The organism is Methylobacterium sp. Leaf117 (genome assembly GCF_001422985.1).
Taxonomy (GTDB): domain Bacteria; phylum Pseudomonadota; class Alphaproteobacteria; order Rhizobiales; family Beijerinckiaceae; genus Methylobacterium.
In genome coordinates this window covers 129349-155607 of record NZ_LMNL01000036.1, presented here as the reverse complement: position 1 = coordinate 155607, position 26259 = coordinate 129349, and the positions used below count along the sequence as shown (strand labels likewise).

Below are 26259 nucleotides of genomic sequence, written 5' to 3'. Positions count from 1 at the left end.
GGGTCGGCTACACAGGGCGGGGCGGCTCCGCGCCACCCGTCCGACGGTCGAACCCCGGTTTCCATGCCTCACGACGCCGCCTCCGCGCCCCGGTCCCGATGGGGCCTGACCCACCGCAACGCCGCATCGCCCGCAGCGTCGGCGGACGAGGGCCGCCGTCCGTTCTGGGCCTCCTGGCCGACACGGACCCGGATGATCGTGCTGGTGCTGGCGATCGATGTCCTGGCCGCCCTGGTGTCCTGCGCGGTGATCGTCGTCAACGCCCGCTCCGCCGTCGAGGTCGAGATGCAGGCCGCGATGACGAATGTCGAGCTTCTGGTGTCGGATACCATCGATCTCGCCCAGGCGGGGCCGCCGGCCGGCATCCTCCAGACCCTGAACCTGCGCATCCACGACCTGCGCCACGTCCGGGTCACGGTGCTCGACGCCGCCGGCAAGGTCGTCACCGGCGGCCTCGGCCGGGTCCGGCACGAACAGCACGCGGCGCCGGCCTGGTTCGCTGCCTTGATCGCCCCGGCGATTCGCGAGCACGACCTGCCGATCGTGGCCCAGGGCCAGCGCATCGGCACCGCGCGCATCACCACCCAGCCGCACGACGAGATCGACGAGGTCTGGGTCTATGCCCTGTCCCTCTCGCTCGCCAGCCTGTGCCTCAGCCTGGGGTTGCTCGCCGCCCTCACGGTCGCCTTCGGCCGCGTCCTGGCGCCGCTGACCGACCTCGCCGAGGGGCTGATCCAGCTCGAACAGCAAGATTACACCGTGCGGATGGAGCCGCCGGCCTCGCGCGAACTCGCCGCCATCGCCACCCGGTTCAACCGGGTGGCCCAGGCGCTGGCGGAGACGCGGGCCGCCAACGGGCGGCTCAACCGCCAGCTGCTGTCGGCGCAGGACGACGAGCGCCGCCGCACCGCGCTGGAACTGCATGACGAGTTCGGCCCCTGTCTCTTCGCCCTGGAGGCGACCGCCGCCTCGGTGGTCCGCACGGCCGAGGCCGAGGCCCCACCGGACCGGGGGCGGCTGAAGCAGCGCGCCCAGGACATCGCCAGCATCGTCGGTCAGGTCCAGACCCGGAACCGCGAACTCCTCAACCGGCTGCGGCCGCACGCCCTCGGGCAGGTGCCGCTGACCGAGTGCCTCGATCTGCTGCTGCGCGATTTCCGGCGCCGCCACACCGGAACCCGGTTTGCCGGGAGCTTCGAGGGCCTGGCGCGCGGCTACGGCGACGTGACCGACCTGACCGTATTCCGCTGCATGCAGGAGAGCATGACCAACGCCGTGCGGCACGGCGGGGCCCGGAACGTCACCGTGCAGGTTCGCGACGAGGCGGCGCCGGCCGGCCGGGTCCTGCGCCTGACGGTGCATGACGACGGCACCGGCATCCCGGCCGACCACAGCCTCGGCCTCGGCCTTTCGGGGATGCGGGAGCGGGTGGAAGCCCTCGGGGGCACGTTCAGGCTTGACAATGACCAGCCCGGCGCAGTTGTGCGGATCATGATTCCGCTCGATGATGAGCGGGACGTCGACCCGAGTCCGATTCCCAGCGCATGAACGCGATCGCCACCACCGCCGAGGCGCCGACCCTCGTCATCGACGATCACCCGATCGTGCTCCAGGGCTGCCGCCGGGTGCTCGAGGATGCGGGGATCGAACGGATCATCGAGGCCACCAGCGTGGTCGCGGCCTATCGCAGCTTCCTGCGCCTGCGTCCCACCACGGTGATCTGTGACCTGACGTTCCAGGGCAGCGGCCTTGCCGGGCTCGAACTAATCCGGCGGATGCGCAACGCCAACCGGGCGGTCCGCATCCTCGTCTTCAGCATGCACAACGATCCGGTGATCGTCTCGCGCGCGCTCGAAGCCGGCGCCCTCGGCTACGTGCTGAAGGACCACGCCTCGGGCGAGCTGTTCGAGGCGTTCCAGCGGGTCCGATCCGGACGGCCCTACCTCGACCCGCGCCTCGCCACCGAAGTGGCGATGCTGCGCACCGACCCGAAGCGCACGCCCGAGACCCAGCTGACGCCGCGCGAATTGCAGATCCTGCAACGCCTCGCCCAGGGCAAGTCGTACGGCGCCATCGCGAGCGACCTGTCGGTGAGCTACAAGACCATCACCAACGCCTGCTCGCTGATGCGCCAGAAGCTCGGTCTGCGCACGCTGGCGGAGCTGATCCACGTGGCGGTGACGCAGGCGCAGCGCCAGGGCTGAAGGCCGCGTCCCCCGGACGCTCAGCCGAGGCCGCCCATCTCCCGGACGATCGCCCATTCCGCCTCGGTGACGGGCTGGACCGAAAGGCGCGAATTGTTGGCGAGCACCATGGCGGCGAGCCGCGGCTCGGCCTTGATCGCCTCCAGGGTCACGGCCAGCGGCAGGGCCTCGACGGCGCGCAGGTCGACCATGCCGAACCGGCCGGTCTCGTCGGAATCATCTGGGTAATAGGGCCGGATCACCTCCACGATGCCGACCACCGCCTTGCCCTCGTTCGAGTGGTAGAAGAAGCCGCGCTCGCCGACCTCCATGGCCATCAGGTGTTTCTTGGCGACGTGGTTGCGCACGCCGTTCCAGTGGGTTCCGGCGGCCCCTGCCGCGACCTGCTGATCCCAGGACCAGGTCGAGGGCTCGGACTTGTAGAGCCAATAGGCCATGCGCTTCTCCGGAGACGCAGGCTCCATACACGAGACAAGCGTGGCCGTCAGGCCCGCCAGCTTTACCTGCGTGGCGGTCAGGCCCGGCGCAGGGCGTTGTCCCAGTAGCGCAGGCTCGGCCCGTTGACCGGCGCGCCGGCCCCGGCGTTGCGGGCGGTGACGAAGGCGTGGAACTCGGCCGCCGCCTCGGGGCCGAGAAGGTCGGACACCGCCGAGAGGATGCGGGTGATGCGCAGGTGGTTATGGTCGTGGCTTCGAAGCCAGCCCTCCGTCTCGGCATAGAACCGCGTCATCCGCCCGAGGGCGGCGCGCAGACCCGACAGGGCCGCCGGATCGTTTCGGATCGCCTCCGCCTCGGCCCGGCTCAGCACCGGCGCGCCGGGCACCGCCAGGCTCGCCTCGTGCAGGGGGAAGCACCACTGGATGTAATCATGCACGCCCTCGATATGGGCGTCGTCGAAGGCCAGGATGTCGCGCAGGGTGCGTCCGGCACCGTCTCTGCCGGGGTCATCCCGGCCGGCGCCGGCCAGGAAGGCCAGGATCGGGTACTGGCTCATTCGGCTTCTCCCCGCAAAGGCCGCGCCAGCAGGGCGGCGATGACGCCGTCCACGCTGGCCCCGCCGGAAACGATGGCCGCCACGGCTTCGGCCACGGGCATCTCGATGCTGCGCTTACGGGCGAGATCGACCAGGGCGGCGGCGGTGAAGGCGCCCTCGGCGAGCTTGCCGCCGGAGGCCGACTCGGGCGAAGCGCCGGCGCCGAGGCGCTCGCCGAAGGCGAAGTTGCGCGATTGCGGCGACGAGGCGGTCAGGACCAGATCGCCGAGGCCGGACAGGCCCATCAGGGTCTCGGGCCGGCCGCCATAGGCGCGGGCGAAGCGCATGAGTTCGGCGAAGGCCCGGGCGATGAGGGCGGCGCGGGCACTGTCGCCGAGACCGCGCCCGGCGACGATGCCGGAGGCGATGGCGAGCACGTTCTTGCCCGCCCCGCCGATCTCGACGCCGCGCACGTCGTCGGTGTGATAGACCCGCAGCGTCGGCCCCGAGAGCGTGCCGGCCAGGCGGGCCGCCAAGCGCGAATCCGAGGCCGCCAGGGTCACGGCCGTGGGCAGGTTGCGGGCGACATCGGCGGCGAAGCTCGGGCCGGACAGCACCGCCACCGGCGCCGAGACGCCGAGCACCTCCACCGCCACCTCGCTCATGAAGGCGTCGCTGCCGCGCTCGATGCCCTTGGCGCAGAGCACGATCGCGGCCCCCGGCGCGAAGGCCGCGCCGAGTTCGGTGAGCACGCCGCGCAGGGTCTGGGCCGGCGTGACCATCAGGACGGTTCGGGCTGCCCCCAGGGCGCTGGCATCGGATGTGGCGACGATGCGCCGGTGCAGGGGCACGCCGGGCAGGTAGCGCGCGTTCTCCCGAGCCTGCTCCAGCCGCGCCGCCATGGCGGCGTCGCGCAGCCATAGGGTGACGGAATGGCCCGCCGCCGCCGCCGCGTTGGCCAGGGCGGTGCCCCAGGCGCCGCCGCCCACGACGCCGACGTCAGGGCCCGGGCCGGAGTCGCGGTGGGTCGCCGTGTCGAGCCCGCTCATGCGCAAAACCTCCTCAAACACCCGAGTCCGGCGTTTCGCCGACCACCGCCGACAGACGATACAGGCGATGCACCCGGAGCGGATGCCCCTCGGGCAGGGCCGGGTGCGCGAAGCCGCCCGCCGGCCGCATGCCGAGGCGTTCCATGACCCGCCGCGAGGCGACGTTCCCTTCGGCCGTGAAAGCCACGATGTCGGACAGGCCGCAGCGGCCGAACAGATCGCCGAGGGCGAGCCGGGCCGCCCGGGTTGCGATGCCCTGGCCCCAGGCCGAGCGCGCGAGGCGCCAACCGATCTCGACGGTCTCGCCGGGCCGATCGCCGCCGGGAAACGGCATCGGCCGCATCAGCCGGGCGCCGCCGACAAGTCCGATGCAGGCGCCCCCCGTGATCGTGACGGCCCAGGGACCGAACCCGTCGATGCGGAACCGACGCTCGAACGAGCGCAGTTCGGCCGCGCTGGCGGCTGCATCCTTGAGCGCCGGGAAATGGCGCATCACCTCGGGATCGGCGTTGAGGGCCGCGAGGCGGGATTCGTCGCCCGCCTGCCAGCGGCGCAGAACGAGGCTTCCGTCGCGAAGCTGTTCCGGCGGCGGTGCGATCGTCGGCGTGTCCGGCCCAGGCGCCCGCAGCTTGTCCCGCAGGGCCAGCGAGCGTCGGTTCAGCCAGCCGAGATCCGCCCGGCCCGCCAGCACCGCCTCGCCGAGACCGATGGCGGCAGCGAGCTGGTCGCCCGACAGGTTGGCCCAGGCGGGAGCCTTCACGCTCTCGCGCCAGGGTGCGCCGCAGGTGTTGTCGAGCAGGATGCGGGCGAAGCAGTGATCGGCCCGCACCGGCCAGCCGGGCCGCACGGCCTCGGGCAGGCGCCGCTCGACGAGGTCGCGCCAGCGCGCCCGTTCGGCCTCAGGCAACCGCCTTGGGCTCCGCGAAGGGCCAGCGGGCGCGAGCGGGCGCGGTCAGGTCGTCGACCATGCCGAGGCGCAGGCGCTCGATGCCCGCCCAGGCGATCATGGCGCCGTTGTCGCCGCACAGGGCCAGGGGCGGCGCCACGAAGGCGAGGCCGGCCTCGCCGGCCTGGGTGGTGAGCGCCCGGCGGATCGCCCCGTTGGCGGCGACACCGCCCGCCGCCACCAGGGCGGTCGGATGGCCGGCCACCGAGGCGAAGTCGCGCATCGCCACCCGAAGGCGGTCGACCACCACATCGACCACCGCCGCCTGGAAGCTGGCGCAGAGATCGGCCACGTCGACGGAGGAGAGCGGGGCCAGCTTCTCGGCCTCGATCCGCAGGGCGGTCTTCAGGCCGGACAGGGAGAAATTGGCCTCGCGCCGCCCCATCATCGGGCGCGGCAGGGCGAAGCGCTCCGGATCGCCGGTCTCGGCCAGCCGTTCCACCTCGGGGCCGCCCGGATAGCCGAGGCCCAGCAGCTTGGCGACCTTGTCGAACGCCTCACCGATGGCGTCGTCGATGGTGGTGCCGAGGCGGACGTAATCGCCGACCCCCTTCACCGCCACGAGCTGGGTGTGGCCGCCCGACGCGAGGAGCAGGAGATAGGGGAAGCCGATGCCGTCGGTGAGCCGGGCCGTGAGCGCGTGCGCTTCGAGGTGGTTGACCGCGATCAGAGGCTTGCGCGCGACAAGCGACAAGGTCTTGGCCGTGACGAGGCCGATCAGGACGCCGCCGATCAGGCCGGGGCCGGCCGCCACCGCGATGCCGTCGACCTGGGACAGCCTCATCCCGGCGCTGCCGAGCGCCCGTTCGATGAGCCGGTCGAGCACCTCCACATGGGCGCGGGCCGCGATCTCGGGCACCACGCCGCCATAGGCCGCGTGTTCGGCGATCTGGCTCAGGACCTCGTTGGACAGGATGCGCCCGCGGCCGCCCTCTCCGGGCATGACCACGGCGGTCGCGGTCTCGTCGCAGGTGGTTTCGATGCCGAGGACGATCATGGACGGCGGGTCGTTTCCGTTTCGCGGGCGGGAATCGGGTGGGGATGCGGGCAAGAGGGGACAGCGAGGCACGGGACCGCGCGCCGAAGGTGGTCGCGCCGGCCCGTCCGGTCGCCCGTACCCTAACGCCCGCCTCCCGTCGCGGCAACGATGGGTTGCCTCCCGGCGCCGGACCGGCATTGGATGCATCCGGGTTTTCGAGACACGCGAGGCGGGATGCGGATCTGGGTGGCGCGGCCGGAACCGGGAGCGACGCGGACGGGCGACCGTCTCGCCGGGCTCGGGCATCGCCCCCTGGTGGCGCCGGTCCTGGCCGTGGTGCCGACCGGGGCGAAGCTGCCCGAGGGCGCGTTCGCCGGGTTGATTCTCACCAGCGCCAACGCGGTGCAGGCCCTCGCCGCGCAAGACCGGGACAGGCTGCGCGCGGTCCCGATCTTCGCGGTGGGCGCGCGGACCGGGGCGCTGGCGAGGCAGGCGGGATTCCGCGATGTCCGGGTGGCGGCGGGCGATGCGCGCACCCTCGCCGAATTGGTCCGGTCCGTGCTGGAGCCGGGTGTCACCCTGCTTCACGCGGCGGGCGCCGAGCGCAAGGCCGAGCCGGCAGCCTCCCTGATCGCCGCGGGCTACCGGCTCACGGTGCGCGAACTTTATGCCGCACGGATCGCGGCGGCGCTGCCGGGGGCCGTGGCGGAGGCGCTCGGCGCGGACGCGCTCGACGCCGTGCTTCACTATTCGCGGCGCAGTGCGCAGGCGGCGCACGATCTCGCTACGGCGGCCGGCCTCGGCGGAGCCTTCGCAGCTCTGATGCATTACTGCTTGTCGGCAGACGTGGCCGTGCCCCTGGCGTCGGCCGGGATCACGGTTCATTTCGTAGCCGATCGACCCGACGAGGACGCGCTCCTCGCGGGTCTGCCGGCCTCCGGGCCAACAGGATTCCGATAAGGGCCTCGCTCCGGCGGCGGCCCTGATGCTAGGACGAGCGCAACAAGCTGCGCCGCCAGCCACGACCCACCGGGCGCCGGATGCGCCGAACGGGGCGTGGCCGGGCGGCGGGAGACGGGAAGGGAGCCTTGAACCGTGAAACCACCCAACAGCGACGCCAACCGTCCGGGATCTCCCACCGGCAACCGGCCGCCCGAGCCCGCCAAGCCGTCGATGCCGGGCCAGCCCGTGCCGCCGAAGGGCGAGGCGTCGGCCAAGCCCGACATGTCCGCCGGCGGCCCCGTCAAATCCGAGCCGCTGAAGTCCGAGCCGCCGAAGATGGATGCCCCCAAGGGTGAGGCTCCGAAGACGGAGGCCGCCCGGGAGAGCGTTGGGGAAGGCACCAAGACCGACGCCGTGAAGACCGAAGCGGCCAAGGCCGAGATCCTGAAGCCGGAGGCCGGTAAATCGGACACCGGTAAGCCGGACACGGCCAAGCCCGAGGCGCCGAAGTCCGGTGCATTCGGCTCGACGCCGCCCGGCGGGCGTCCCGGTTCGTCCGTCACCGACGGGCCGATCATCGACCTGAAGGCCAAGCGCCTCCCCGACCCGGCGCCGCCGGCGAAGCCCGCCGCAGCCGCCACGGTCGCGGCCGGGATGGTCGGTGCCGCGTCGGGTGCCCAGGCCGTCGGGGCGAAGCCGGGCGATCCGAAATCCGCGCCGGAGGCGGGCAAATCGGACGCCGGGAAGCCGGACGCCGGAAAGCCGGACGCCGGAAAGCCGAACGCCTGGAAAACTGAGCCCTCGAAGGGCGAGGCGCCGAAGCCGGCCGGTTCCACCACGCCGCGCATCACGCCCGCGCCTCCCGCCGCAGCGGCGGCGCCAGCTGCCGCGCGCGGTCCGGGCTTCGGATCGCTGGCCACGGCCGGCCTGCTCGGCGGTGTCGTCGGCGCCGGTCTCCTGTTCGGTGTCGCCCGCAGCGGCCTGCTGCCCGCTGGCGATGACGCGCGGCTGAACGCCCTCGACCAGCGCGTGGCCGCCCTGGCGCCCAAGGACGCCATCACCGGCCTCGACAAGCGCGTGGCCGCCAACGAGACCGCCTTGAAGGCGGTGCCCGAGGCGTTGTCGACGGCGCGTCAGGCCCTGGAGAAGGCCAACGCGGCCCAGGGCGGGACAACCGCACCCGCCGAGGGTTCGGCGGCTCCGGCCGCCGTACCCGCCGAGCTGACGGCCCGTCTCGACGCCCTCGACCAGCGCGTCTCGGCTCTCCAGGAGGAGCCCGGGCGGGACCAGGGCGGCGAGACGCGGATGGCGGCGATGCCCGCCGTGGCACCGCAGATCGGCGCCCTCGAGCAGCGCATGAAGGCGATCGAAGGCAAGGTCGACGCCGCGCCGAAGCCGGTCGCGACCCCCGATCTCGCCCCCAAGCTCGCCGCGCTCCAGGGCGACGTCGAGGCCAAGACCAAGGCCAATGCCGAGGCCGCGCAGGCCCTGAGCCAGAAGGTGGCGGCGCTCCAGCAATCCCTCGAAGCGCGGGTCCAGGCCGCGACGGAAGCGGTCCAGACCGCGACCCAGGCCAGCGAGAAAGTGGCCGATGCCGCCAAGACCCAGGCGACCGAGGCGGCGAAGGCCGTGGAGCGCCAACTTCAGGCCCAATCCGAAAAGATCGCCGGGCTCGACAAGGCGGTCTCGGAGCGGGCTGAGACCGCGACCCTGCAGGCGGCCCTCCGGGTCGTCTCGGCCGACCGGATCGCCACCGCCCTCAACACCGGCGCGCCCTACGCGGACGCGCTGGCGGCGCTGCGTGGACTCGAGCCGGGCGACCCGGCCCGCCTGACCGCCGTGGCGGTCTTCGCCGACAAGGGCGCGCCGACGGCCCGGACCCTGGCGGCCGAATTCCGGCCGATCGCCGAGAAGATCGCGGCACAGCGCCGGGCGGCCCAGAGCAAGGCCGTGGCCGAGAGCGGCGACATCGGCACCAAGCTGATGAGCATGGCCGAATCGATCGTGCAGGTGCGCCGGGTCGATGCACCGGCCACCGGCGGCGGAGCCAACGCGGCCGCCGCGGACGAGACTCCGAAGGTCCAGGACGCCCTCGATCGCGGCGCGATCAAGGAGGCGGCCGCCGCCTTCGCGGCCCTGCCCGAGGCCGACCGGGCGGCAGCGGGCGACTTCGGCACCAAGCTGGCGTCGCGGGCGGCCGCTGCGGATGCGGCTCAGGGGTTGCTTGCCGACGCCTTCAAGGGCCTGCCGGCCACCGGCGCGTCCCGTTGATCCGGCGGCCGCCGACCCATCGTACCGGCGGCCTCACCCATTTCGCGCGGGAGCGCCACGCGCTCCCGCCCCCGACTCTCGGTGTCGCCGAATCGGCCGACGCCCCTCCCAGGAGCTTCTGATCTCATGTGGCGCGCCCTCGCCTTCCTGGCCCTTCTCGCGGTTGCCGCCTACGGCGCGACCTGGGTCGCCGACCATCCCGGCACCGTCACCATCGTGTGGAACGGCTACGAGGTGGCCACCAGCCTCGCCATCGGGCTGATCGGCGTCCTGATCGCCGCCATCGTGATCGGCTTCATCTGGGCCATCGTGCGCGGGTTCATCACCCTGCCGGAGACCCTGGTGCGCGGCTCGCGCGACCGGCGCCGGGCCAAGGGCTTCTCGGCCCTGTCGCGTGGCATGGTGGCGGTCGGGTCGGGCGATCCGCTGGCCGCCCGCCGGCACGCCAGCGATGCCGAGCGCCTGCTGGGCGCCGAGCCGCTGACCCTGTTGCTGAAGGCGCAGGCCGCTCAGATCTCGGGCGATCGCGAGGCGGCCGAGCAGGCCTTCCAGCGCATGGTCAACGATCCTGAGACACGGGTGCTCGGCCTGCGCGGCCTCTTCGTCGAGGCACGCCGTCGCGAGGACGATGCCTCCGCCCGCGCCTATGCGGCCGAGGCCGCCCGCCTCGCCCCCAGCGTCACCTGGGCCAACGAGGCCGTTCTCGAAGCGCAATGCGCCGACGGCGACTGGAGCGGCGCCAACGAGACGGTTGAGCGTCGCGCTTCCCTCGGCCTCATCGACAAGACCACCGCCCGGCGCCAGCGCGCGGTGCTGCTCACCGCCGCCGCGCAGGAGCGCGAGGCGGGCGAGCCGGAAGCGGCCACCGAGCGGGTCCTGAAGGCCGTCAAGCTCGCACCGGATCTCGTTCCGGCCTCGGTTCTCGCGGCGCGCCTGATGGTGCGACGGGGCGACCTGCGCAAAGCGGCCAAGATCCTCGAGGCGACCTGGCGCACCGGCCCGCACCCGGACCTCGCCAAGACCTACCTCAACCTGCGCACCGGCGATTCCGTGCGCGACCGCATGGCCCGGGCCGAAACCCTGGCGAAGATCTCCTCCTGGCACCCGGAAGCCCGTCTCGCCATGGCGCAGGCGGCTTACGAGGCTCGCGAGTTCGGACAGGCCCGCGATGCCCTGGCGCCGCTCCTGGCCGACCGTCCGACCGTACGCACCTGCCTGACCATGGCGCGCATCGAGGAAGCCGAGCACGGCAGCGGCTCGGGCCGCGCCCGCGAGTGGCTGTCGCGCGCCGCCCACGCGCCGCGCGACCCGCTGTGGATCGCCGACGGCATCGCCTCCGAGACCTGGGCTCCCGTCTCGCCGGTGAGCGGCCGCCTGGACGCATTCGTGTGGAAGACGCCGACCGAACTCCTCGCCGGTCCCGAAGAGGCACAGGGCGATGCGAACGGCGAATCCGCGTCCAAGGCGGACCCAGCCATGACGGAGGGCAGGCTTTCCGCGCCCGGGACCATCCCGGCCCCGTCGACGCCGTCCCCGGCCACAACGCCGGTGCCGAAGGCGGAAACGTCGACCGAGATCCGAACCGCGACGGTACTGTTCCCGTCGAGTGCCCCCAACGGCACGGCACCCGTGGCCGCCGGCATGGCGGCAGCCGCGGCAAGGCCGGATTCCGGTCCGCTCGTCGGAAACACGGCGACCCCGGTCGTCTTCCCGGCACCGAAATCGCAGGGCGACGCCACCAAGCCCCGGCGGGCCGGATAGCCAAGCCCCGGCGGGCCGGATTAACCTCGGCGGCTCAAAAGTCCGAATTTAGTTTCAGAAGCCCGGCCCCGCGGTCGGGCTTCTTGGCGATCAGGGCCCGATCGCATGGCCCAATTACATGGCCCGATCCCATGGCCCAATCGCATGGCTCGATCGACGAAAGCACAAGCAAGGATGACCTGAGCAGGATGGCGCAAGCAGGGACGCTCCCGGGGCGCCGTGCTTAAAGGTCGGTTCACGCAATTCCGCTAATCCTCGGGATCAGCGAGTTCTGCGTAACCGAAGTGCCATGTCCCCATCTTTCGACGATGCGCCGGACCTCTCCGGCCTGATCGAATTGTCGCGTCTCGACAACCTCGATCTGAAACCCGTCATCCTTCGTGTCCAGACGGACCTCTTTCTGTCCGCGTCGGTTCGCGACCGGAAGACGATGTCGTCGTTCGCCTCCCTGGCAGGCGGCCTGATCCCGATCGTGGACGATGAGACCGCCGAGGCGGTCGCCCGCAAGCTCGCGCCGTTTCCCGACACCCCGCCCGCCCTGCTGGCGGCCTTGATCGCCCGGGGCGGCGGCGCCCGGGACGCCGTCATCGCCGGCGCCCCCATCCTGATCCAGCCCATGATCGACGCGGCCCTGAGCGACGGCGCCGAAATCGGCGCCGCCATCGCAAGCCGGCACGATCTCAGCCGCGCCACCCTCGCCGAACTGATCGCCCGCGACGATCCCGCCATCGACAAGTCGCTGGCCCAGAACCCGGCCGCGAACCTGCCGAGCGAGATGCTGGCCCGCCTCGTCGGGCGCGCCCGGCGCAGGCCCGATCTCGCCCGGGTATTCCTGGCCCGGCGCGACCTGGCGCATGCCGATGTCGCCCCGCTGTTCCTCTACGCCGACGAGTCCCGTCGCGAGGCGATCGGGCACGCCATGATGGCCACGGCAGCCCTGAGGCCACTCCCGCCCGCACCCCGCGAGGCGGGTACGGTGCTCACCGAGTTCTCGGCCCGCGGCGACATTTCAGGCTTCATCGGGGCGATCACCCAGCTGCTCGGACTGCCCAAGGGCTTTCTTACCGCCACCCCCGACCCGTCACTGCGCTATGAATTGCTGACGGTGGCCCTGCGCGCGGCCGGCCTCCACGAGGAGGAGGCGGTGTACATCTACCTGACCCTGAACGAGACCGTCGCCAGCTCGGTCGACCGCGTGTTCAATCTGGTCAAGCTGTTCCGGACCCTGCCCCGCGCCGCCGCGCGCGACGTCCTGGCGGCGATCCTCGACTGGACGCCGCAGGAACGCGCCGCCGCGACGGCGCATCAGCCCTACGCAGCCCCCGACGCGCCGCGCCTGCGCCAGCAGCAGGTCGCGTCCGAGCGACCGCCCCTGCGCACCCTTCTGCCGACCCGGCTGCGCCAGTCGAGCTGATCGGGAGGCCGCCCGGTCCGCACGAAGGCAGCGCCGGCTATTCCGCGAGATCGAGGCAGTGGCGGCCCGCGCGGTCGTCGATCTCGATGATCCAGAGATCGTCGTCGAAGCGCAGCTCCTTGCCGAGGCGGACTTCCACGTCCGCCGGCATGGCCTCCTGCAGGAGCGACACGAAGCGCCGGTCGCCATCCGCCTCCGTGTCAACCAGGGATTGCGGGGCCGGGCCGTAGAGATCGGCGCGGCCGTCGAGGCGATCGACCTTCACGAAGATGGCTCCGGCCTCGGCCGAGCCGCGCCGTCGCTGGACGGCGGCGATGCCCTCGATGCCGAGACGGCGCAGATGGGCGGAGACCCAGAAATCCGATCGCAGGCGTGCCATGCCGGAGGCTATAGCACGCCCTTCCGGCGGATCAGCCCCGGGTCACGCCGGCGCGGGTCGCGAGTTCGCGGAACGTCCGCTGGGACGGCTCGCCCTTGACCGGCAGCTTGCGGTCCCGTTCGAACCGCTCGAGGGCCGCGCGGGTGCTCGCCCCCATCAGCCCGTCCGCCTTCAGGGGACCGTATCCCAGCTTGACCAGGGCGCGCTGGGCCTGGGCGATCGACAGGCCGCCGAGGCTCGCCACCGAGGCGGTGGTCTCGGCGCCCGCGGGCTCGCCGGCCTTGATGAGATCGCCGATGCCGTCGCGCGGGGTCCGGGGCGCCGCCTCCGCCTTCACGGGCTCGGCCCGAACCGTCTCCGGGCGCGCGACCTCGGAGGCCGTTACCGGCGGCTTCACGGCCGGGACCGCCGGCTTCGGTGCCTCGGCCACGCGGGACAAGGCCGGCTTTGCGGCGACCTTCGGGAAGATCGGCGCCGGGTGCCGGCCCATCTGGTAGCCGAGGGCATTCAGGCAGATCATCGACACGGCGCCGAGCACGACGACGACCCCGACGACTTCTCCCGGATGGCGCAGGAAGGCGCGGCCGGCACCGGCGGCCAGGGCGCCGAAGGCCGTGAAGCGGCCCGAAGCCCGGGCCGCCGGGCGCCGATGACCGGCGGGGCGGGGTTCGCGGCTCCGGGACGGGACGACGATCTCTCGCTGGTCGCGGCGTGCTTGCGGCTCGCGCATCATGGCTCCTCGGTCTGGATCGCAACGGGATACGGGCACCGCATGGCGCGATGCCCGACACATTCGGCGTGACGGGGATCCGGGCGGCGGCTCATCCGGCCCGCCGCAGGGGGACGTAGCTCTCGCGCACCGGCTCCGGGCTCGATTCGAACAGTCCCATGGTCCGGCGCTTCGGTACCGGCCCGGCCCCTGCGGCCGCCACGAGGCTGCCGCCGACCATCGGCGGGCGCGGACGAGCCCGGATCGCCGCGGTCGGGATGCTGCCGCCGGCGACCCGGCAGGCGCGCGGCAGGGTGACGGTGAAGGTGGTCCCCTCCCCGCGGGTGCTCTCCAGAGTGATGGCGCCGCCGTGCAGGCCGACGAGACCCTGAACCACCGAGAGGCCGAGCCCGGTGCCCTCGTGGGTGCGCTCATAGCCACCGGCGCATTGATAGAACGGGCTGCCCACACGCGGCAGATCGGCCGCGCTGATCCCGATCCCGGTATCGGCCACGATCAGGTCGAGGTTCTGGCCGGACCAGCGCAGGCCGACTTCCACGCGCCCGCCGCGCGGGGTGAACTTCAGGGCGTTCGACAGAAGGTTGATGAACATCTGCCGGCAGGCGCGCAGGTCGGCGGTGATCTCCACCGGCGCGGGACCGACATCGCGCACCAGAATCACCCCGGCCTGATCGAACTTGAGCTGCATGAGATCGCAGCAGGCCTCGACCAGGGCGCGCATATCGAGCGTATCCGGCGCGTAGTCGAAGTGGCCGCTCTGGATCCGGGACATGTCCAGGAGGGTGTTGACCACTTCGAGGAGGTGCTGGCCCGAATTGCGGATGATGCCGGCATATTCGCGCGTCCGCTCGGGATCGGTCGCGAGGCCGCCCTCCCCCGCCAGGACCTCGGAGAACCCGATGATCGCATTCAGCGGGGTGCGCAGTTCGTGGCTGACATTGGCGAGGAAGCGGCTCTTCACCTCGTCGGCGCGCTCGGCCTCGGCCCGCGCCTGCTCCAGTTCCTCGGAGTGGCGGCGATGCTCGGTCACGTCGCGGGTTACCGCGACGACGCTGGACTGCAGCCGTCCCGGAATGCTGACGCCGGTCGCCGGGCCCTCGATGCGGTGGATGCGCATCTCGGCGAAGATCACCCGCGGGGCGCCGTCGCGCTGGCTGTCCGGCCGATAACCGTCCGGGCGGATCGCGGCGGCGTCGAGGTGCAGGCGAAACTGGACGGTGGCGGGGCGGCCGTGGGCGGCGACATCGCTGAGCGCCTGGAGCAGCAGGGGACGGTCGCCGACATGGACCCGCTCCAGCAGGCCGTGGCCGTGCAGCAGCGTCGGCTCGGCACCGACGAACCGGGTGGCCGAGGCGCTGGCTTCGAGCACGCGGCCGTTCTCGTCGTGCCAGGTCACCAGGTCGTCGATCGCCGAGAGCAGCATCCGGTCGCGCCGCTCGTTGTCGCGCAGCCGGGCGAGCCAGCGGCCCTCATGGCGGAAATGTTCGAGGGCCTGGGCGGCGATGTGGCCGATGGCCGTGATGGCAAAGACCGGCATGGCCAGGGCGCGCGACCATTCCGGCAGCGGCGTTCCCTCGGCGAGCGGCGGCAGCAGCGCCACCGCGAGGGCACCGAGGGCGGCCACGATGGCGGCCGCCAGGGTAGCCCGGCGCGATCCCGACACCACCGCTTCGAGGGGGATCGCCACCAGCCAGATCGCGGCGGCCGATTCCGCGCCGCCCGTCATCATGGCGAGGCAGACCACGACCCCGGTGAGACCGGCCGACGAGATCCCGTGGGCGAGCCACAGGCTTCCGGTGCGCGACAGCAGCACCGCGGCGAAGATCGGCAGCAGCAGGCCCGCGATCGCCAGCGCCTCGATGCCGGTCGGGACGCCACGCAGGACGAGATAGGGCGGCAGGCAGAGCATCATCATCAGGCCGGTGGCCAGACGAGACACGAGAAAGCGCTCGTGCCGGAAGCGGACGCCGCTCTCCTCGCTCACCGACTCGTGGACGAGTCCGGCGAGGCGGATATCAATGAGGGACGCCAGGGCACTGTAGATACGCAATACCGACACGCACAGCGCGGAGACGGACCTGACCGGCCACTCCGACGCCCCTTGGCTCGACGAAAACTCGACTGACCCGAACCTCGCAGACGCGACTTAAGCGAGTCTTGCGCAGGACGGCCCTATTGTCTCGTCATGCTTTCCGGGTCGTAACCATCATCGGTCGGTGCGATAGTCGTTTTCGGGTCACTAGGCTGGGATAGCCGTAACGATGCCTGGATAAGCTTGCGTTTACCATTTCGACGAACGACCCCGCCGGCGTCAGGGGGTGTTTACCGGTGAGCGCGGAGTGTTCGGGCGCGCCTGCCCGGCCCCCTGCCGGTGCGCGCCCGGACCGGACCCATGTCGTTCCTCATCCGCGCCGGCCTGGTCATCGGCGTGCTGTCGTGGCTGGCGCTGCAGCGCTCCGCCGAGATGGGTCGCCCGATCGCACCGGCCCCGGCTCTCGCCGCGGCTGCGGTCTGGGGCGCCCTGCCGGACGCGCTTCGCGAGACGGCGCTTCGGGAGGGCGCGGCCGAGATCGCCCGGATGGCGGCCTCGCCGCTGCCGGCATCCCGGGACACGCTGGCGGAGTTCGATCGAAAAGTCCCGTGGCGCGGCGCGCAATCCCACGCCGATCGCGCTAGGCTCGGCGAAAGCGGGGAACGGCTGGGCCGCTGATGCGGTACATGTTGCGAGAGGCGACAGGGGGCTAGACGATGTTCGGCTTCGGAATGGACTACGAGGGCGCCGCGTTCTGGCTGCCTCTCGTCTGGGCCGGCCTCCTGGCGGTCGCGGTGGCGATGTACGTGGTGATCGACGGGTTCGACCTCGGGGTCGGCATCCTGTTCACGGCGGCGCGGAAGGGCAATTGGCGCGACCGGATGATGCTCTCCGTCGCCCCGATCTGGGATGGCAACGAGACCTGGCTGGTGCTGGGCGGCGGCGGCCTGTTCGCGGTCTTCAGCGTCGCCTACGCGATCCTGTTGCCGGCGCTATACATCCCGATCATCCTGATGCTGATCGCGCTGATCTTCCGCGGCGTCGCCTTCGAGTTCCGGTTCAAGGCCGATCGCTCGCAGTTCGTCTGGGACAACGCCTTCCATTACGGCTCCCTGGTGGCCACCTTCGCGCAGGGCATGGTGCTCGGAGCCTTCGTCCAGGGCTTCAAGGTCGAGGGTCGCGGCTTCACCGGCGGCACCATGGACTGGCTGACCCCCTTCAGCGTGCTCACCGGCATCGGCCTTGTCTGCGGCTACGGCCTGCTCGGGGCGACCTGGTGCGTGATGAAGACTTCCGGGGAACTGGAGATCTGGGCCCGGCGCAAGAGCCTGCAGTTCCTGGCCGCCACCATCGTGTCGATGGCGGTGGTGAGCGCCTGGGTACCGTTCCTCGGCCTCGACATTCAGTGGCGCTGGATCTCGTGGCCGAACATCCTCTACGTGGCGCCGGTGCCGGTGGTGACCGCCCTGGTCGCCTGGGGCATCTTCCGGGGCATCCGCAGCGGGCGCGACGTGGCGCCGTTCCTCCTGACGATCGTGCTGTTCCTGCTCGGCTTCCTCGGCCTCGCGATCAGCCTGTTCCCCTACATCGTGCCGCCGCACTTCACGATCTGGCAAGCCGCCAACGCGGTCAGCGCCCTGCAATTCGCCCTCGTGGGGTATTCCGTGGTGATGCCGCTGACCCTCGCCTATACGGGCTACGCCTACTGGGTCTTCCGAGGAAAGGTGGCCGAGGATATCGGAGGCTACGGGCATTGAGCGATCCGGCGCCCCTGCCCAAGACCCGGATGACGGGCAAGCGGCTGCTCTGGTTCGTCGCCTTCTATGCCTTCAGCCTCGTGAGTTTCACGGCTTTGGTCTACGCCCTGCGCTTCATCGTGAGGGGCTGAGATCTCAGCCCCACAGCGCGGGTTCGGGCGGGTGGATCAGGCTGCCGTCGAAGCGCAGACCCGGCTCCCGGTCCCGTGCCAGGAGCAGCGGGCCGTCGAGGTCGACATAGTCGGCATGGTGGGCGAGCAGCATGGCGGGCGCCATCGCCAGCGAGGTGCCGACCATGCATCCGATCATCAGCGAGAAGCCGCGCGCCCGCGCCTCGTGCGCCAGCATCACCGCCTCGGTGAGACCGCCGGCCTTGTCGAGCTTGATGTTGATGGCGTCGTAGCGCCGGCTCAGAGCGTCGAGGCCGGCCCGGTCGTGCAGGCTCTCGTCGGCGCAGATGGGGATCGGCCGCGCGAGATCGGCGAGAAGCGCATCCTCGCCCGCCGGCAGCGGTTGCTCGATGAGGCCGACGCCCGCCGCGACACAGGCCGCCAGGTTGGCTTCGATCGTCTCCGCACGCCAGGCCTCGTTGGCATCGACGATGAGACGGGAATCCGGCGCTCCGCGCCGTACGGCGGCGATGCGCTCCGGGTCGCCGACGCCGCCGAGCTTCACCTTGAGCAACGGCCGGTGCGCAGCCTTGCGGGCGGCCTCCTCCATGCTCTCGGGATCTCTGAGGCTCAGGGTATAGGCCGTGGTGGCGACCGCCGGCGCCGACAGGCCGGCGATCTCGAAGGCGGGCCGCCCGAGCTGCTTCGCCTCCAGGTCGAACAGGGCGCAATCGAGGGCGTTCCGCGCTGCTCCCGCCGTCATGCGAAGCAGAAGGTCGGCCCGGGTCGCTCCGGCGGCGATCGCCTCGGCCTGATCCCGGATCAGCGCGGTGACGCTCTCGACGGTCTCGCCGTAACGGGCATAGGGCACGCACTCGCCGCGCCCGATGCGGCCCTCCGGGTCGGTGATCGTGGCCAGCACCACCACCGCCTCGGTGCGGCTGCCCCGCGCGATGGTGAAGGCTCCCGCGATCGGGAAGCGCTCGACCGCGACGTCGAGGCGCCGGGTCACGCGCTCGCCCCCGTGATGGCGGGGGGAAATTCGGCGACGATCCGGTCGACGATGGCCTCGACGCCGAAGCGCACCGGATCGGTGGCGGGCAGATCGTGCTCGCGGGCGAGGTCGACCAGCAGCGCGCGGGCCGCCCCCTCCTCCAGGTCCTGGGTGTTCACCGCGATGCCGACCGGGCGGATGTCCGGATTGGTCAGGCTGCCGAGTTGCACCGTCAGGTCGATGACCTGACGGATGGTGGGAAGCGGATGCTGGACGCCGCGCATGGTCGTGCGGGTCGGCTCGTGGCAGACCACGAAGGCATCGGCCTGGGCTCCATGCAGCAGCCCGAGGCTGACGCCGGCGAAGGACGGGTGGAACAGCGAGCCCTGTCCTTCGAGCAGGTCCCAATGGTCCGGCGCGGCGGCGGGGGCGATCCACTCGACGGCACCGGAGATGAAGTCGGCCACCACCGCGTCGATGGCGACGCCGCGCCCGGAGATGAAGACGCCAGTCTGGCCGGTGGCACGGAAATCCGCATCGAGCCCGCGCTCGCGCATACCGCGCTCCAGGGCAAGCACGGTGTACTTCTTGCCCACCGAGCAGTCGGTGCCGACGCTGAGCAGGCGGCGGCCGGGCCGCTTCGTGCCCTTGCCGGTGGCGAAGGTCTCCGCGGTGTGGCGGACGTCGTGCAACTGGCGGCCGTTGCGCTCGGCGGCCTCGGCGATGGCCGGCACCGCGCCGAGGCGCGCATGCAGCCCGCTGGCGATGTCGAGACCGGCGTTCAGCGCCGCCACCACCTCGGCGATCCAATGCTCCGGCAGGACGCCGCCCGCATTGGCGACCCCGATGACCATCGTGCGGCAGCCCTGCGCCACCGCTTCCGCCAGAGTGAGATCGGGAATCCCGAGATCGGCGGCGCAGCCCGGCAGGCGGAGCTGACCGACGCACCATTCGGGGCGCCAATCCTTGATGCCGTAGGCGGTCTTGGCGGCGAGCCGATCGGGCACGTCGCCGAGGAACATCAGGTAGGGCGTTTCGATCTGCATCGCGTCACTCACCGTCCGAGGATGGGGGCCTCGGGGCCTGTCTATGCGCGATGAACACGGCGCTGCCAAATCGTACGCGCCGCCATGCTGGCCGGTAGAACGCACTTGCGGGGCGGCGCGATGTCGGGTGTGGTCGTCTCGCACGAGAGACGGACAAGAATCCGCGGAGCAAGGAAACGGTGCGCGCATGAAGATGTACGGCAATTGGCGCTCGGCTGCCGCGTTCCGGATCCGCGTCGCCCTCAACCTCAAGGGGATCGCCTACGAGGAGACCTTCCTCGACCTCGATGCCGGCGAGCAGTTCAAGCCGGAATTCCTCGCGATCAATCCGCAGGGAGCGGTCCCGGCGGTCTTCGACGGCGACGGGCCGCCGCTGATCCAGTCGCTGGCGATCCTCGACTACCTGGAGGACATACACCCGGCGACGCCGCTCCTGCCGAGCGATCCGCGGGCGCGGGCGCGGGCCCGGTCTCTGGCCCAGGTGGTCGCCTGCGACACCCATCCGCTCTACGTGCCGCGGGTGCGCAACTTCCTGATGGAGACCTACGACCTGCCGCGCGAGCGCATGCTCGGCTTCGTCCGCCACTGGATGGCGACCGGGCTGAAGACCCTGGAGACGCGCCTGACCCGCGAGCCCGGCACCGGCCGCTATGCCCAGGGCGATGCGGTCAGCCATGCCGATCTCTGCCTCGTCAGCCTCTGGGTCGGCACCGGCATCTTCGGCGTCGACACGGCACCGTTCCCGACGGTGCAGCGGATCGCCGAGGATTGCCTGGCCCAGGACGCCTTCGCCCGCGCCCATCCCCTGCGCCAGCCGGGCGCACCGGCGTGACGCATGGACCGGGTTCGCGAGGCATCCCGGTCTGATAAGTCGCCCTGTCTCCTGGACAGCCCTGTCTCCTGGGCAGCCCTGCCTGATAGGAATGGCGGTCGGTTTCTAATCCTTCTAAACTAAGCTTTCGGATCTCGTCGCGTCGCCCCGCATCGGGGGCACGCCGCCGCAAGGTTTCGACAAGATTTCAGCATCAGACAAGACTTCGACACAAGACGACAAGATCGAGGGTGTGAGCGTCATGGTACCGGCCGAATCCGAGGACAATCTGCACCGCATCGTGGTCGTCGGCGGCGGAGCGGCGGGGCTGCAGCTCGCGACCAAGCTCGGCGAAAAGCTCGGTCGGACGCAGAAGGCGCACGTCACCCTGGTCGACCGGGCGCGGACCCACATCTGGAAGCCGCTGCTGCACGAGGTCGCCGCCGGCAGCCTCGATGTGGGGCACCATGCGGTCGATTACCTGCACCACGCCCACCGGCACCATTTCCGCTACCGCATCGGCGAGATGACGGGGCTCGACCGGACCAAGCGGGTGATTCACCTGGCCGCCAGCCACGACACCGAGGGCCGCGAGGTCACGCCGGTCCGCGAGATCGCCTACGATACCCTGGTGATGGCGGTGGGTTCGACCACCAATGATTTCGGTACGCCCGGCGTGAAAGAGAATGCCATCGCGCTCGACACCCAGAGCCAGGCGGTGCGCTTCCACCAGCGCCTCGTGAACGGGATGCTGCGCGCCCACACCCAGCCGGGACCGGTGCGGCCCGGCCAGCTCCACGTCACCGTTATCGGCGCCGGGGCCACCGGCACCGAACTCGCCGCCGAACTCCATCGCACCACCCGCCACGTGGCGGCGACCGGTCTCGACCGCATCGATCCGGCCAAGGACCTGAAGATCACCCTCGTCGAGGCGGCGAGCCGCATCCTGCCCGCCGTTCCGGAGCGGATGTCCCGCGACGTCATGGTGCTGCTCGACAAGATCGGCGTCGAGGTTCGCACCGGCGCCCGCGTGACCGAGGTCCGACCCGAGGGCGTGCAACTCGCCGATGGCGGCTTCATCCCCTCCGAACTCGTGGTCTGGGCCGCCGGCGTGAAGGCGCCGCCGTTCCTGCACGAGATCGGCGGCCTCGAGACCACGCGCAACAACCAGCTCGTGGTCACGCCGACCCTGCAGACCACCCGCGACCCGGACATCTTCGCGATGGGCGACTGCGCCTACCTCGTGGAGAAGGGGTCGGATACGCCGATCCCGCCCCGCGCGCAGGCGGCTCACCAGCAGGCGACGCACCTCATCAAGATCATCCCCGACAAGATGGCCGGCAAGCCGCTGAAAGCCTTCAAGTACCGCGACTTCGGCTCGCTGGTGTCCTTAGGCGAATACTCGACGGTCGGCAGCCTGATGGGGTTCATCAAGGGCAAGAACATGTTCATCGCCGGCCTCTTCGCCCGCATGATGTACCGTTCCCTGTACAAGATGCACGAGCAGGCCCTGCACGGCACCGTGAAGACGACCCTCGACGCGGTGGCTCGCGCGCTGACCCGGCGAACCGAGTCGCGCGTGAAACTGCACTGAGCACAACCGGGACCCGATCGGCATGTTTCTCGACATCGTCAAAGCGGTGCAGCAGCGCAATCCGGCGCTCGGCTCCTATGTCCTCGTCCTGCGTGGCGATTCACGGGCGCGTGACGCGGCCGATCCGAGCCGCCTCTCCCCGGAGGCCGAAGCCTGGCTCGCCGAGCACGCCCCGGGCGCCCGATTCTCCGAGGAGAAGGTGCTTCTGTCGCCCTATCCCGGCGCGATGCCGGTCGACCGGGCGGTCACCGTCCTGGCCTTCGCGGATGCCCGCCACCTCGCGGCCTTCGCCACGGCCTGGACGGCCGACCCGGAGCCGGAAGGTCAGGATTCGGAGACTGGGGAGCCGGAAACGGACGCGTCGAAGCCCGAGGGCGGCTGAAATGCCGCCTCAGCCGCGCTCTTCGCGCGCGAGCCAGCGCAGGCGGGCAGCCTCCAGGCCCCAGATCATGCCGAGCATCATGTAGACGTGGCGCCACTTCTCGATGTCGATCTGGACCGCCTGCAGGAAGAACATCAGCAGGGCCGGCCAGACGATCTGGGCGTGGCGGCGGTAGGGCGTGTCGCGGCGCATCAGCCGGAAGCCGACCACGCTGGTGGTCAGCACGAGGCCGATGAAGGTCACGCCGGCGAGCCAGCCGCCATTGGCGAAGCTGCCGATATAGGTGTTGTGCGGCTCCAGCGCGAAGATCAGGCGCCAGCGCAGGGGCCCCATCCCGAGCGGTTCATCCAGGAGCATGGCGAGGCCGCGCATCTGGTTGCCGAAGCGACCGGTCTCGCCGGTGTCGTAATCCTGCGTGACCGCCGCGCGCTTCGAGAACATCTCGGCCGTGTCGCCGATCGACAGCAATCCCACGATGGCGACCGCCGTGGCGGCCACGGCCAGCACCGTCAGGATGACGATGCGGCGGCGCAAGCGCGCCGAGGGCGTGGTGGTGTAGACGCTGCCCACCATCACGGCGACGGCGATCAGCGTGCCGCCCCAGGAGCCGCGCGAGAACGACAGGAAGATGCCCGCCACAATCACCATCAGGATCGCGGAGGAGAGGATCGGCCGCCGGCTGGTGCCGAGCAGCAGGCCATGCATCAGGTAGAGCGCGCCCAGCGTCAGGAACGAGCCGAACACGTTCGGGTCCTGGAAGGTGCCCGAGGCACGGCCGTACTTGTAGAACAGGTCCTCGGTCGGGATGAATCCGAAATAGCCCACGATGCCGAAGGCGCTCGACAGCAGGCAGCTCGCCACGAAGGTCTTGAGCGCCAGTTCCATCCGCGCCTCGGTGTCGTCGGAGAACAGCATGGCGAAGAACACGCCGGTGATGGCGAGATAGGCGAGCTGGATCGTCCAGGTCACCGGCAGGGGCTGGTCGACGAAGGGCATCAGCGCCACCGTGATGGCGCTGACGTAGAGGATCAGCAGCCAGAGCAGAGGCACCATGCCCCGATGCAGGCGCAGGCCGAGGCAGAGCCACAGCACGATGGTGGGGATCGCCACGACATCGTAGGGCGAGGTGTCGGAAAAGGCGAAGCAGGCGAAGAAGATGAAGGCGACGAGGAGAAGCGTCGCGAGGCGCTTCAGGACGCTGAGAACAGGGATACGGGCCCAGGCTCCCGCCTGCCAGCGCGCCGCGCCGGGTGCCATCGTGGACGCCATGCACTCAACCCATCCCCGCGCCGCCGAGGGGGCGAGCGCGCGCTACCTGCTCTCCATCAGGCGCGAGAATGATTGAGATTTCGAGAAGCGGTTGTCCTCAGGTCCGCGCGCGCACCAGATCCCGGAACCGATCCCCGCGATCCTCGAAGCTTCGGAACTGGTCGTAGGACGCGCAGGCCGGCGAGAGCAGGACGACGGGCTCGGCCGCCTCCGACGCCGCAGCGGCCTCGGCCGCCTTCGCGGTGGCGACCGCGAGGGTGCCGCAGGCGGTGTAGGGCACCCGGCCCTCCAGGGTGGCGGCGAAGGCGTCGCTTGCCGCGCCGATCAGATAGGCGTGGGCGACGCGGCCGAACAGCGGCGCCAGGGATGCGATGCCCCCCTCCTTGGCCTTGCCGCCGAGGATCCAGTGGATGTCGTGGAAGGCGGTCAGGGCCTTCTCGGTGGAATCGGCGTTGGTGGCCTTCGAATCGTTGACGAACAGAGCGCGCCCGCGCCGGCCGACCTCTTCCATGCGGTGGGGCAGACCGGGGAAGCTCCGGAGACCCGCCACCAGTTCGGCATCGCTGATTCCGAGAGCCCGGACGCAGGCGGCCGCCACAGCGGCATTCTGCCAATTGTGCGCCCCGCGCAGGGACCCGATGCCGTTGAGGTCCGCGATCGGGGTGCCGTCCGCATCGAACACCGTTCCGTCGCGGGCCGACAGGCCGTCGAAATCGGCATCCGGCATTCCGACATGGATGCGGACGCAAGGCCCCGTCCGGGCGTCCGCGATGGTCCGGCTGAGATCGTCGTCGACCCCGACGATGGCGCGGTCCGCCCCCGCCACCAGCCGCGCCTTGATCGCCGCATAGTCGGCCAGGGTGCCGTGGCGGTCGAGGTGGTCCGGCGTGATGTTGAGGAGGATGCCGAGGCTCGGGTCGAGGCTCGGCGTCAGGTCGATCTGGAACGAGGACAGCTCGATCACGTGGATGCGGTCGGGCGCCGGCGGCGCCAGGGACAGGATCGCGGTGCCGATATTGCCGCCCATCTGCACGTCGCGGCCGGCCGCCGTCAGGATGTGGGCGATCAGCGCCGTAGTGGTCGATTTGCCGTTGGTGCCCGTGATGGCGACGAAGGGTGCGCCCGGCGCAAGGGCGCGGCGCTCCCGGACGAACAGCTCGATATCGCCGATGATCGGGATGCCGGCCTCGCGCGCCTTCGTGACGGTCCAGTGGGGAACGGGGTGGGTCAGCGGCACGCCGGGGGCGAGGATCAGGGCGGAGAAGCCGGTCCAGTCGGCCTCGTTCAGGTCGAAGACGGTGATGCCCTGGTCGCGCGCCCGCGCCGTACTCTCCGGGGAATCGTCCCAGGCGAGCACGTCGGCGCCCCCGGCGATCAGGGCGCGCACGGTGGCGAGGCCGGAGCCACCGAGGCCGAACAAGGCGACCTTCCGGCCGGCGAAGGTGGTGACGGGCGTCATGCGGATCAGCGCAGCTTCAGAGTGGCGAGGCCGGCCAGCGCCAGGATCACGGCGATGATCCAGAACCGGATCACGACCTGCGGCTCCTTCCAGCCCTTCTGCTCGAAATGGTGGTGGATCGGGGCCATGCGGAAGACCCGCTTGCCCGTGAGCTTGAACGACGCGACCTGGATGATCACCGACATCATCTCGAGCACGAACAGGCCGCCCACGATGGCCAGCACGATCTCGTGCTTGGTGGCCACCGCGATGGTGCCGAGGAGACCGCCGAGCGCCAGCGAGCCGGTATCACCCATGAAGACCTGCGCCGGCGGCGCGTTGAACCAAAGAAAGCCGAGCCCCGCCCCGATCACCGCGCCGCAGACCACCGCGAGTTCGCCGGTGTCGCGCACGTAGTTCACCTGCAGGTAGCCGGCCGTGAACACGTTGCCGACGAGGTAGGCGATGACGCCGAAGGTGCCGCAGGCGATCATCACCGGCACGATGGCGAGGCCGTCGAGTCCGTCGGTCATGTTCACGGCATTGCCGGTTCCCACGATGACGAAGGCGGCGAACAGCACGTAGAACCAGCCGAGGTTCAGGAGCGCGTCCTTGAACACCGGGAAGGCGAGCTGGTTCTGCAGGGTCGGGGCCGAGTAGACCGAGATCAGCACACAGGCCGCGAGGGCGATACCCGCTTCCAGCAGGAGGCGGAACTTGCCCGAGAAGCCCTTGTGCGACTGCTTCGTCACCTTGAGATAGTCGTCGTAGAATCCGATGGCGCCGAAGCCGAGGGTCACCGCCAGGGTGACCCAGACATAATGGTTGCGCGGATTGGCCCAGAGCAGGATCGCCACGACGCAGCCGGCCAGGATCATCAGGCCGCCCATGGTGGGCGTGCCGCGCTTCGTCAGCAGGTGCGACTGGGGGCCGTCCTCGCGGATCGGCTGGCCCTTGCCCTGGCGCAGACGCAGCAGCGAAATGATCAGCGGCCCGAACCAGAACACGAACAGGCCCGCCGTGAACAGCGCGCCGCCGGTGCGGAAGGTGATGTAGCGGAAGACGTTGAGGGCGGAGACGGTGCCGCTCAAGTCCGACAGGAGATACAGCATCCAGCACCCGGCCGTGGTTCGGTTCGAAACTCGGCCGAAGGCACGGGGCACGCGTCCCCTCCCCGG

At 71.0% G+C, this 26259-nt stretch carries 25 protein-coding genes; 12 read left to right on the top strand and 13 right to left on the bottom strand.

The genetic code is table 11. From position 1 onward, the window contains the following. The first annotated feature begins 63 nt into the window (after nt 1–63). On the top strand, nt 64–1548 hold the full coding sequence (locus tag ASF57_RS19815) for an ATP-binding protein (protein ID WP_056486503.1): 1485 nt from the start codon (nt 64–66) through the stop codon (nt 1546–1548). Further along, nucleotides 1545–2204, top strand: a complete 660-nt coding sequence (locus ASF57_RS19810; protein ID WP_056486500.1) for a response regulator transcription factor — start codon at nt 1545–1547, stop codon at nt 2202–2204. Before ASF57_RS19815 ends, ASF57_RS19810 begins: the two co-directional genes overlap by 4 nt. 20 nt (nt 2205–2224) lie before the next feature. Here ASF57_RS19810 and ASF57_RS19805 read toward each other — a convergent pair whose 3' ends face one another. The 5 genes from ASF57_RS19805 to tsaD form a co-directional block, all read right to left on the bottom strand. Next, nucleotides 2225–2641: an EVE domain-containing protein gene (locus ASF57_RS19805; RefSeq protein WP_056486498.1), complete on the bottom strand. Its 417-nt coding sequence runs from the start codon at nt 2639–2641 to the stop codon at nt 2225–2227. A gap of 77 nt (nt 2642–2718) precedes the next feature. Next, the gene (locus ASF57_RS19800; RefSeq protein ID WP_056486495.1) at nt 2719–3198 is read right to left on the bottom strand and encodes an opioid growth factor receptor-related protein; all 480 of its coding nucleotides are present in this window, start codon (nt 3196–3198) and stop codon (nt 2719–2721) included. After that, nucleotides 3195–4226, bottom strand: a complete 1032-nt coding sequence (locus ASF57_RS19795) for an NAD(P)H-dependent glycerol-3-phosphate dehydrogenase (protein ID WP_056486492.1) — start codon at nt 4224–4226, stop codon at nt 3195–3197. Before ASF57_RS19795 ends, ASF57_RS19800 begins: the two co-directional genes overlap by 4 nt. Nucleotides 4227–4239: 13 nt before the next feature. Beyond that, nucleotides 4240–5133 carry a GNAT family N-acetyltransferase gene (locus ASF57_RS19790; RefSeq protein ID WP_056486489.1) on the bottom strand — a complete coding sequence of 298 codons (894 nt, stop codon included), beginning with the start codon at nt 5131–5133 and terminating at the stop codon, nt 4240–4242. Next, on the bottom strand, nt 5126–6169 hold the full coding sequence (tsaD, locus tag ASF57_RS19785; RefSeq protein ID WP_056188606.1) for a tRNA (adenosine(37)-N6)-threonylcarbamoyltransferase complex transferase subunit TsaD: 1044 nt from the start codon (nt 6167–6169) through the stop codon (nt 5126–5128). The genes ASF57_RS19790 and tsaD overlap by 8 nt, the downstream gene beginning before the upstream one ends. 216 nt (nt 6170–6385) lie before the next feature. Here tsaD and ASF57_RS19780 point away from each other — a divergent pair, with 216 nt between their 5' ends. The 4 genes from ASF57_RS19780 to ASF57_RS19765 all read left to right on the top strand — a co-directional run bounded on the left by ASF57_RS19780 (nt 6386) and on the right by ASF57_RS19765 (nt 12539). Further along, complete coding sequence (locus tag ASF57_RS19780) at nt 6386–7111, top strand: uroporphyrinogen-III synthase (protein WP_056486487.1); 726 nt, start codon at nt 6386–6388, stop codon at nt 7109–7111. A 135-nt stretch (nt 7112–7246) separates the two neighbouring features. Beyond that, a complete protein-coding gene (locus ASF57_RS19775; protein ID WP_056486484.1) occupies nt 7247–9364 on the top strand; it encodes a hypothetical protein in 2118 nt (705 codons plus the stop codon). A 126-nt stretch (nt 9365–9490) separates the two neighbouring features. Continuing rightward, on the top strand, nt 9491–11125 hold the full coding sequence (locus tag ASF57_RS19770; protein WP_056486481.1) for a heme biosynthesis HemY N-terminal domain-containing protein: 1635 nt from the start codon (nt 9491–9493) through the stop codon (nt 11123–11125). A gap of 289 nt (nt 11126–11414) precedes the next feature. Further along, a complete protein-coding gene (locus ASF57_RS19765) occupies nt 11415–12539 on the top strand; it encodes a DUF2336 domain-containing protein (protein WP_056486478.1) in 1125 nt (374 codons plus the stop codon). Nucleotides 12540–12576: 37 nt separating this feature from the next. Here the strand turns inward: ASF57_RS19765 and ASF57_RS19760 are convergent, their stop codons facing one another. The 3 genes from ASF57_RS19760 to ASF57_RS19750 all read right to left on the bottom strand — a co-directional run bounded on the left by ASF57_RS19760 (nt 12577) and on the right by ASF57_RS19750 (nt 15707). Beyond that, nucleotides 12577–12918 carry a DUF1491 family protein gene (locus ASF57_RS19760; RefSeq protein WP_056188623.1) on the bottom strand — a complete coding sequence of 114 codons (342 nt, stop codon included), beginning with the start codon at nt 12916–12918 and terminating at the stop codon, nt 12577–12579. 31 nt (nt 12919–12949) lie between these two features. Beyond that, nucleotides 12950–13648, bottom strand: coding sequence for a peptidoglycan-binding domain-containing protein (locus ASF57_RS19755; RefSeq protein WP_056486731.1), 699 nt, complete (start codon nt 13646–13648; stop codon nt 12950–12952). Between the two features lie 91 nt (nt 13649–13739). Continuing rightward, nucleotides 13740–15707 (bottom strand): PAS domain-containing sensor histidine kinase, encoded by a 1968-nt coding sequence (locus ASF57_RS19750; RefSeq protein WP_056486475.1) that lies wholly within the window; start codon nt 15705–15707, stop codon nt 13740–13742. A 333-nt stretch (nt 15708–16040) separates the two neighbouring features. On the opposite strand from ASF57_RS19750, the gene ASF57_RS19745 reads away from it, so the two are divergent. From ASF57_RS19745 to ASF57_RS27310, 3 genes are read left to right on the top strand one after another with little or no spacing between them, the layout of a single operon-like run. Next, nucleotides 16041–16358 carry a hypothetical protein gene (locus ASF57_RS19745; protein WP_056486472.1) on the top strand — a complete coding sequence of 106 codons (318 nt, stop codon included), beginning with the start codon at nt 16041–16043 and terminating at the stop codon, nt 16356–16358. Between the two features lie 38 nt (nt 16359–16396). Next, entirely contained in the window at nt 16397–17437 is a 1041-nt protein-coding gene (cydB, locus tag ASF57_RS19740; RefSeq protein WP_056486469.1) for a cytochrome d ubiquinol oxidase subunit II, read from the top strand. Next, nucleotides 17434–17568, top strand: coding sequence for a hypothetical protein (locus tag ASF57_RS27310; RefSeq protein WP_280138769.1), 135 nt, complete (start codon nt 17434–17436; stop codon nt 17566–17568). The genes cydB and ASF57_RS27310 overlap by 4 nt, the downstream gene beginning before the upstream one ends. Nucleotides 17569–17572: 4 nt before the next feature. Here ASF57_RS27310 and dgcA read toward each other — a convergent pair whose 3' ends face one another. Continuing rightward, a complete protein-coding gene (dgcA, locus tag ASF57_RS19735) occupies nt 17573–18559 on the bottom strand; it encodes an N-acetyl-D-Glu racemase DgcA (RefSeq protein WP_056486466.1) in 987 nt (328 codons plus the stop codon). Then, complete coding sequence (dgcN, locus tag ASF57_RS19730; RefSeq protein ID WP_056486463.1) at nt 18556–19587, bottom strand: N-acetyltransferase DgcN; 1032 nt, start codon at nt 19585–19587, stop codon at nt 18556–18558. The genes dgcA and dgcN overlap by 4 nt, the downstream gene beginning before the upstream one ends. Nucleotides 19588–19774: 187 nt before the next feature. On the opposite strand from dgcN, the gene maiA reads away from it, so the two are divergent. The 3 genes from maiA (at nt 19775) to ASF57_RS19715 (ending at nt 22374) form a co-directional block, all read left to right on the top strand. Next, on the top strand, nt 19775–20419 hold the full coding sequence (gene maiA, locus ASF57_RS19725; RefSeq protein ID WP_056486460.1) for a maleylacetoacetate isomerase: 645 nt from the start codon (nt 19775–19777) through the stop codon (nt 20417–20419). Nucleotides 20420–20660: 241 nt separating this feature from the next. Next, nucleotides 20661–21992 (top strand): NAD(P)/FAD-dependent oxidoreductase, encoded by a 1332-nt coding sequence (locus tag ASF57_RS19720; protein ID WP_056188646.1) that lies wholly within the window; start codon nt 20661–20663, stop codon nt 21990–21992. A 22-nt stretch (nt 21993–22014) separates the two neighbouring features. Then, the gene (locus tag ASF57_RS19715) at nt 22015–22374 is read left to right on the top strand and encodes a hypothetical protein (RefSeq protein WP_056188649.1); all 360 of its coding nucleotides are present in this window, start codon (nt 22015–22017) and stop codon (nt 22372–22374) included. Between the two features lie 9 nt (nt 22375–22383). Here ASF57_RS19715 and ASF57_RS19710 read toward each other — a convergent pair whose 3' ends face one another. The 3 genes from ASF57_RS19710 to mraY form a co-directional block, all read right to left on the bottom strand. Beyond that, on the bottom strand, nt 22384–23643 hold the full coding sequence (locus ASF57_RS19710) for an O-antigen ligase family protein (RefSeq protein ID WP_056486457.1): 1260 nt from the start codon (nt 23641–23643) through the stop codon (nt 22384–22386). A gap of 97 nt (nt 23644–23740) precedes the next feature. Next, nucleotides 23741–25102, bottom strand: a complete 1362-nt coding sequence (murD, locus tag ASF57_RS19705) for a UDP-N-acetylmuramoyl-L-alanine--D-glutamate ligase (RefSeq protein WP_056486453.1) — start codon at nt 25100–25102, stop codon at nt 23741–23743. 5 nt (nt 25103–25107) lie between these two features. Next, the gene (gene mraY / locus ASF57_RS19700) at nt 25108–26193 is read right to left on the bottom strand and encodes a phospho-N-acetylmuramoyl-pentapeptide-transferase (RefSeq protein WP_056188657.1); all 1086 of its coding nucleotides are present in this window, start codon (nt 26191–26193) and stop codon (nt 25108–25110) included. Between the last annotated feature and the right edge of the window lie 66 nt (nt 26194–26259).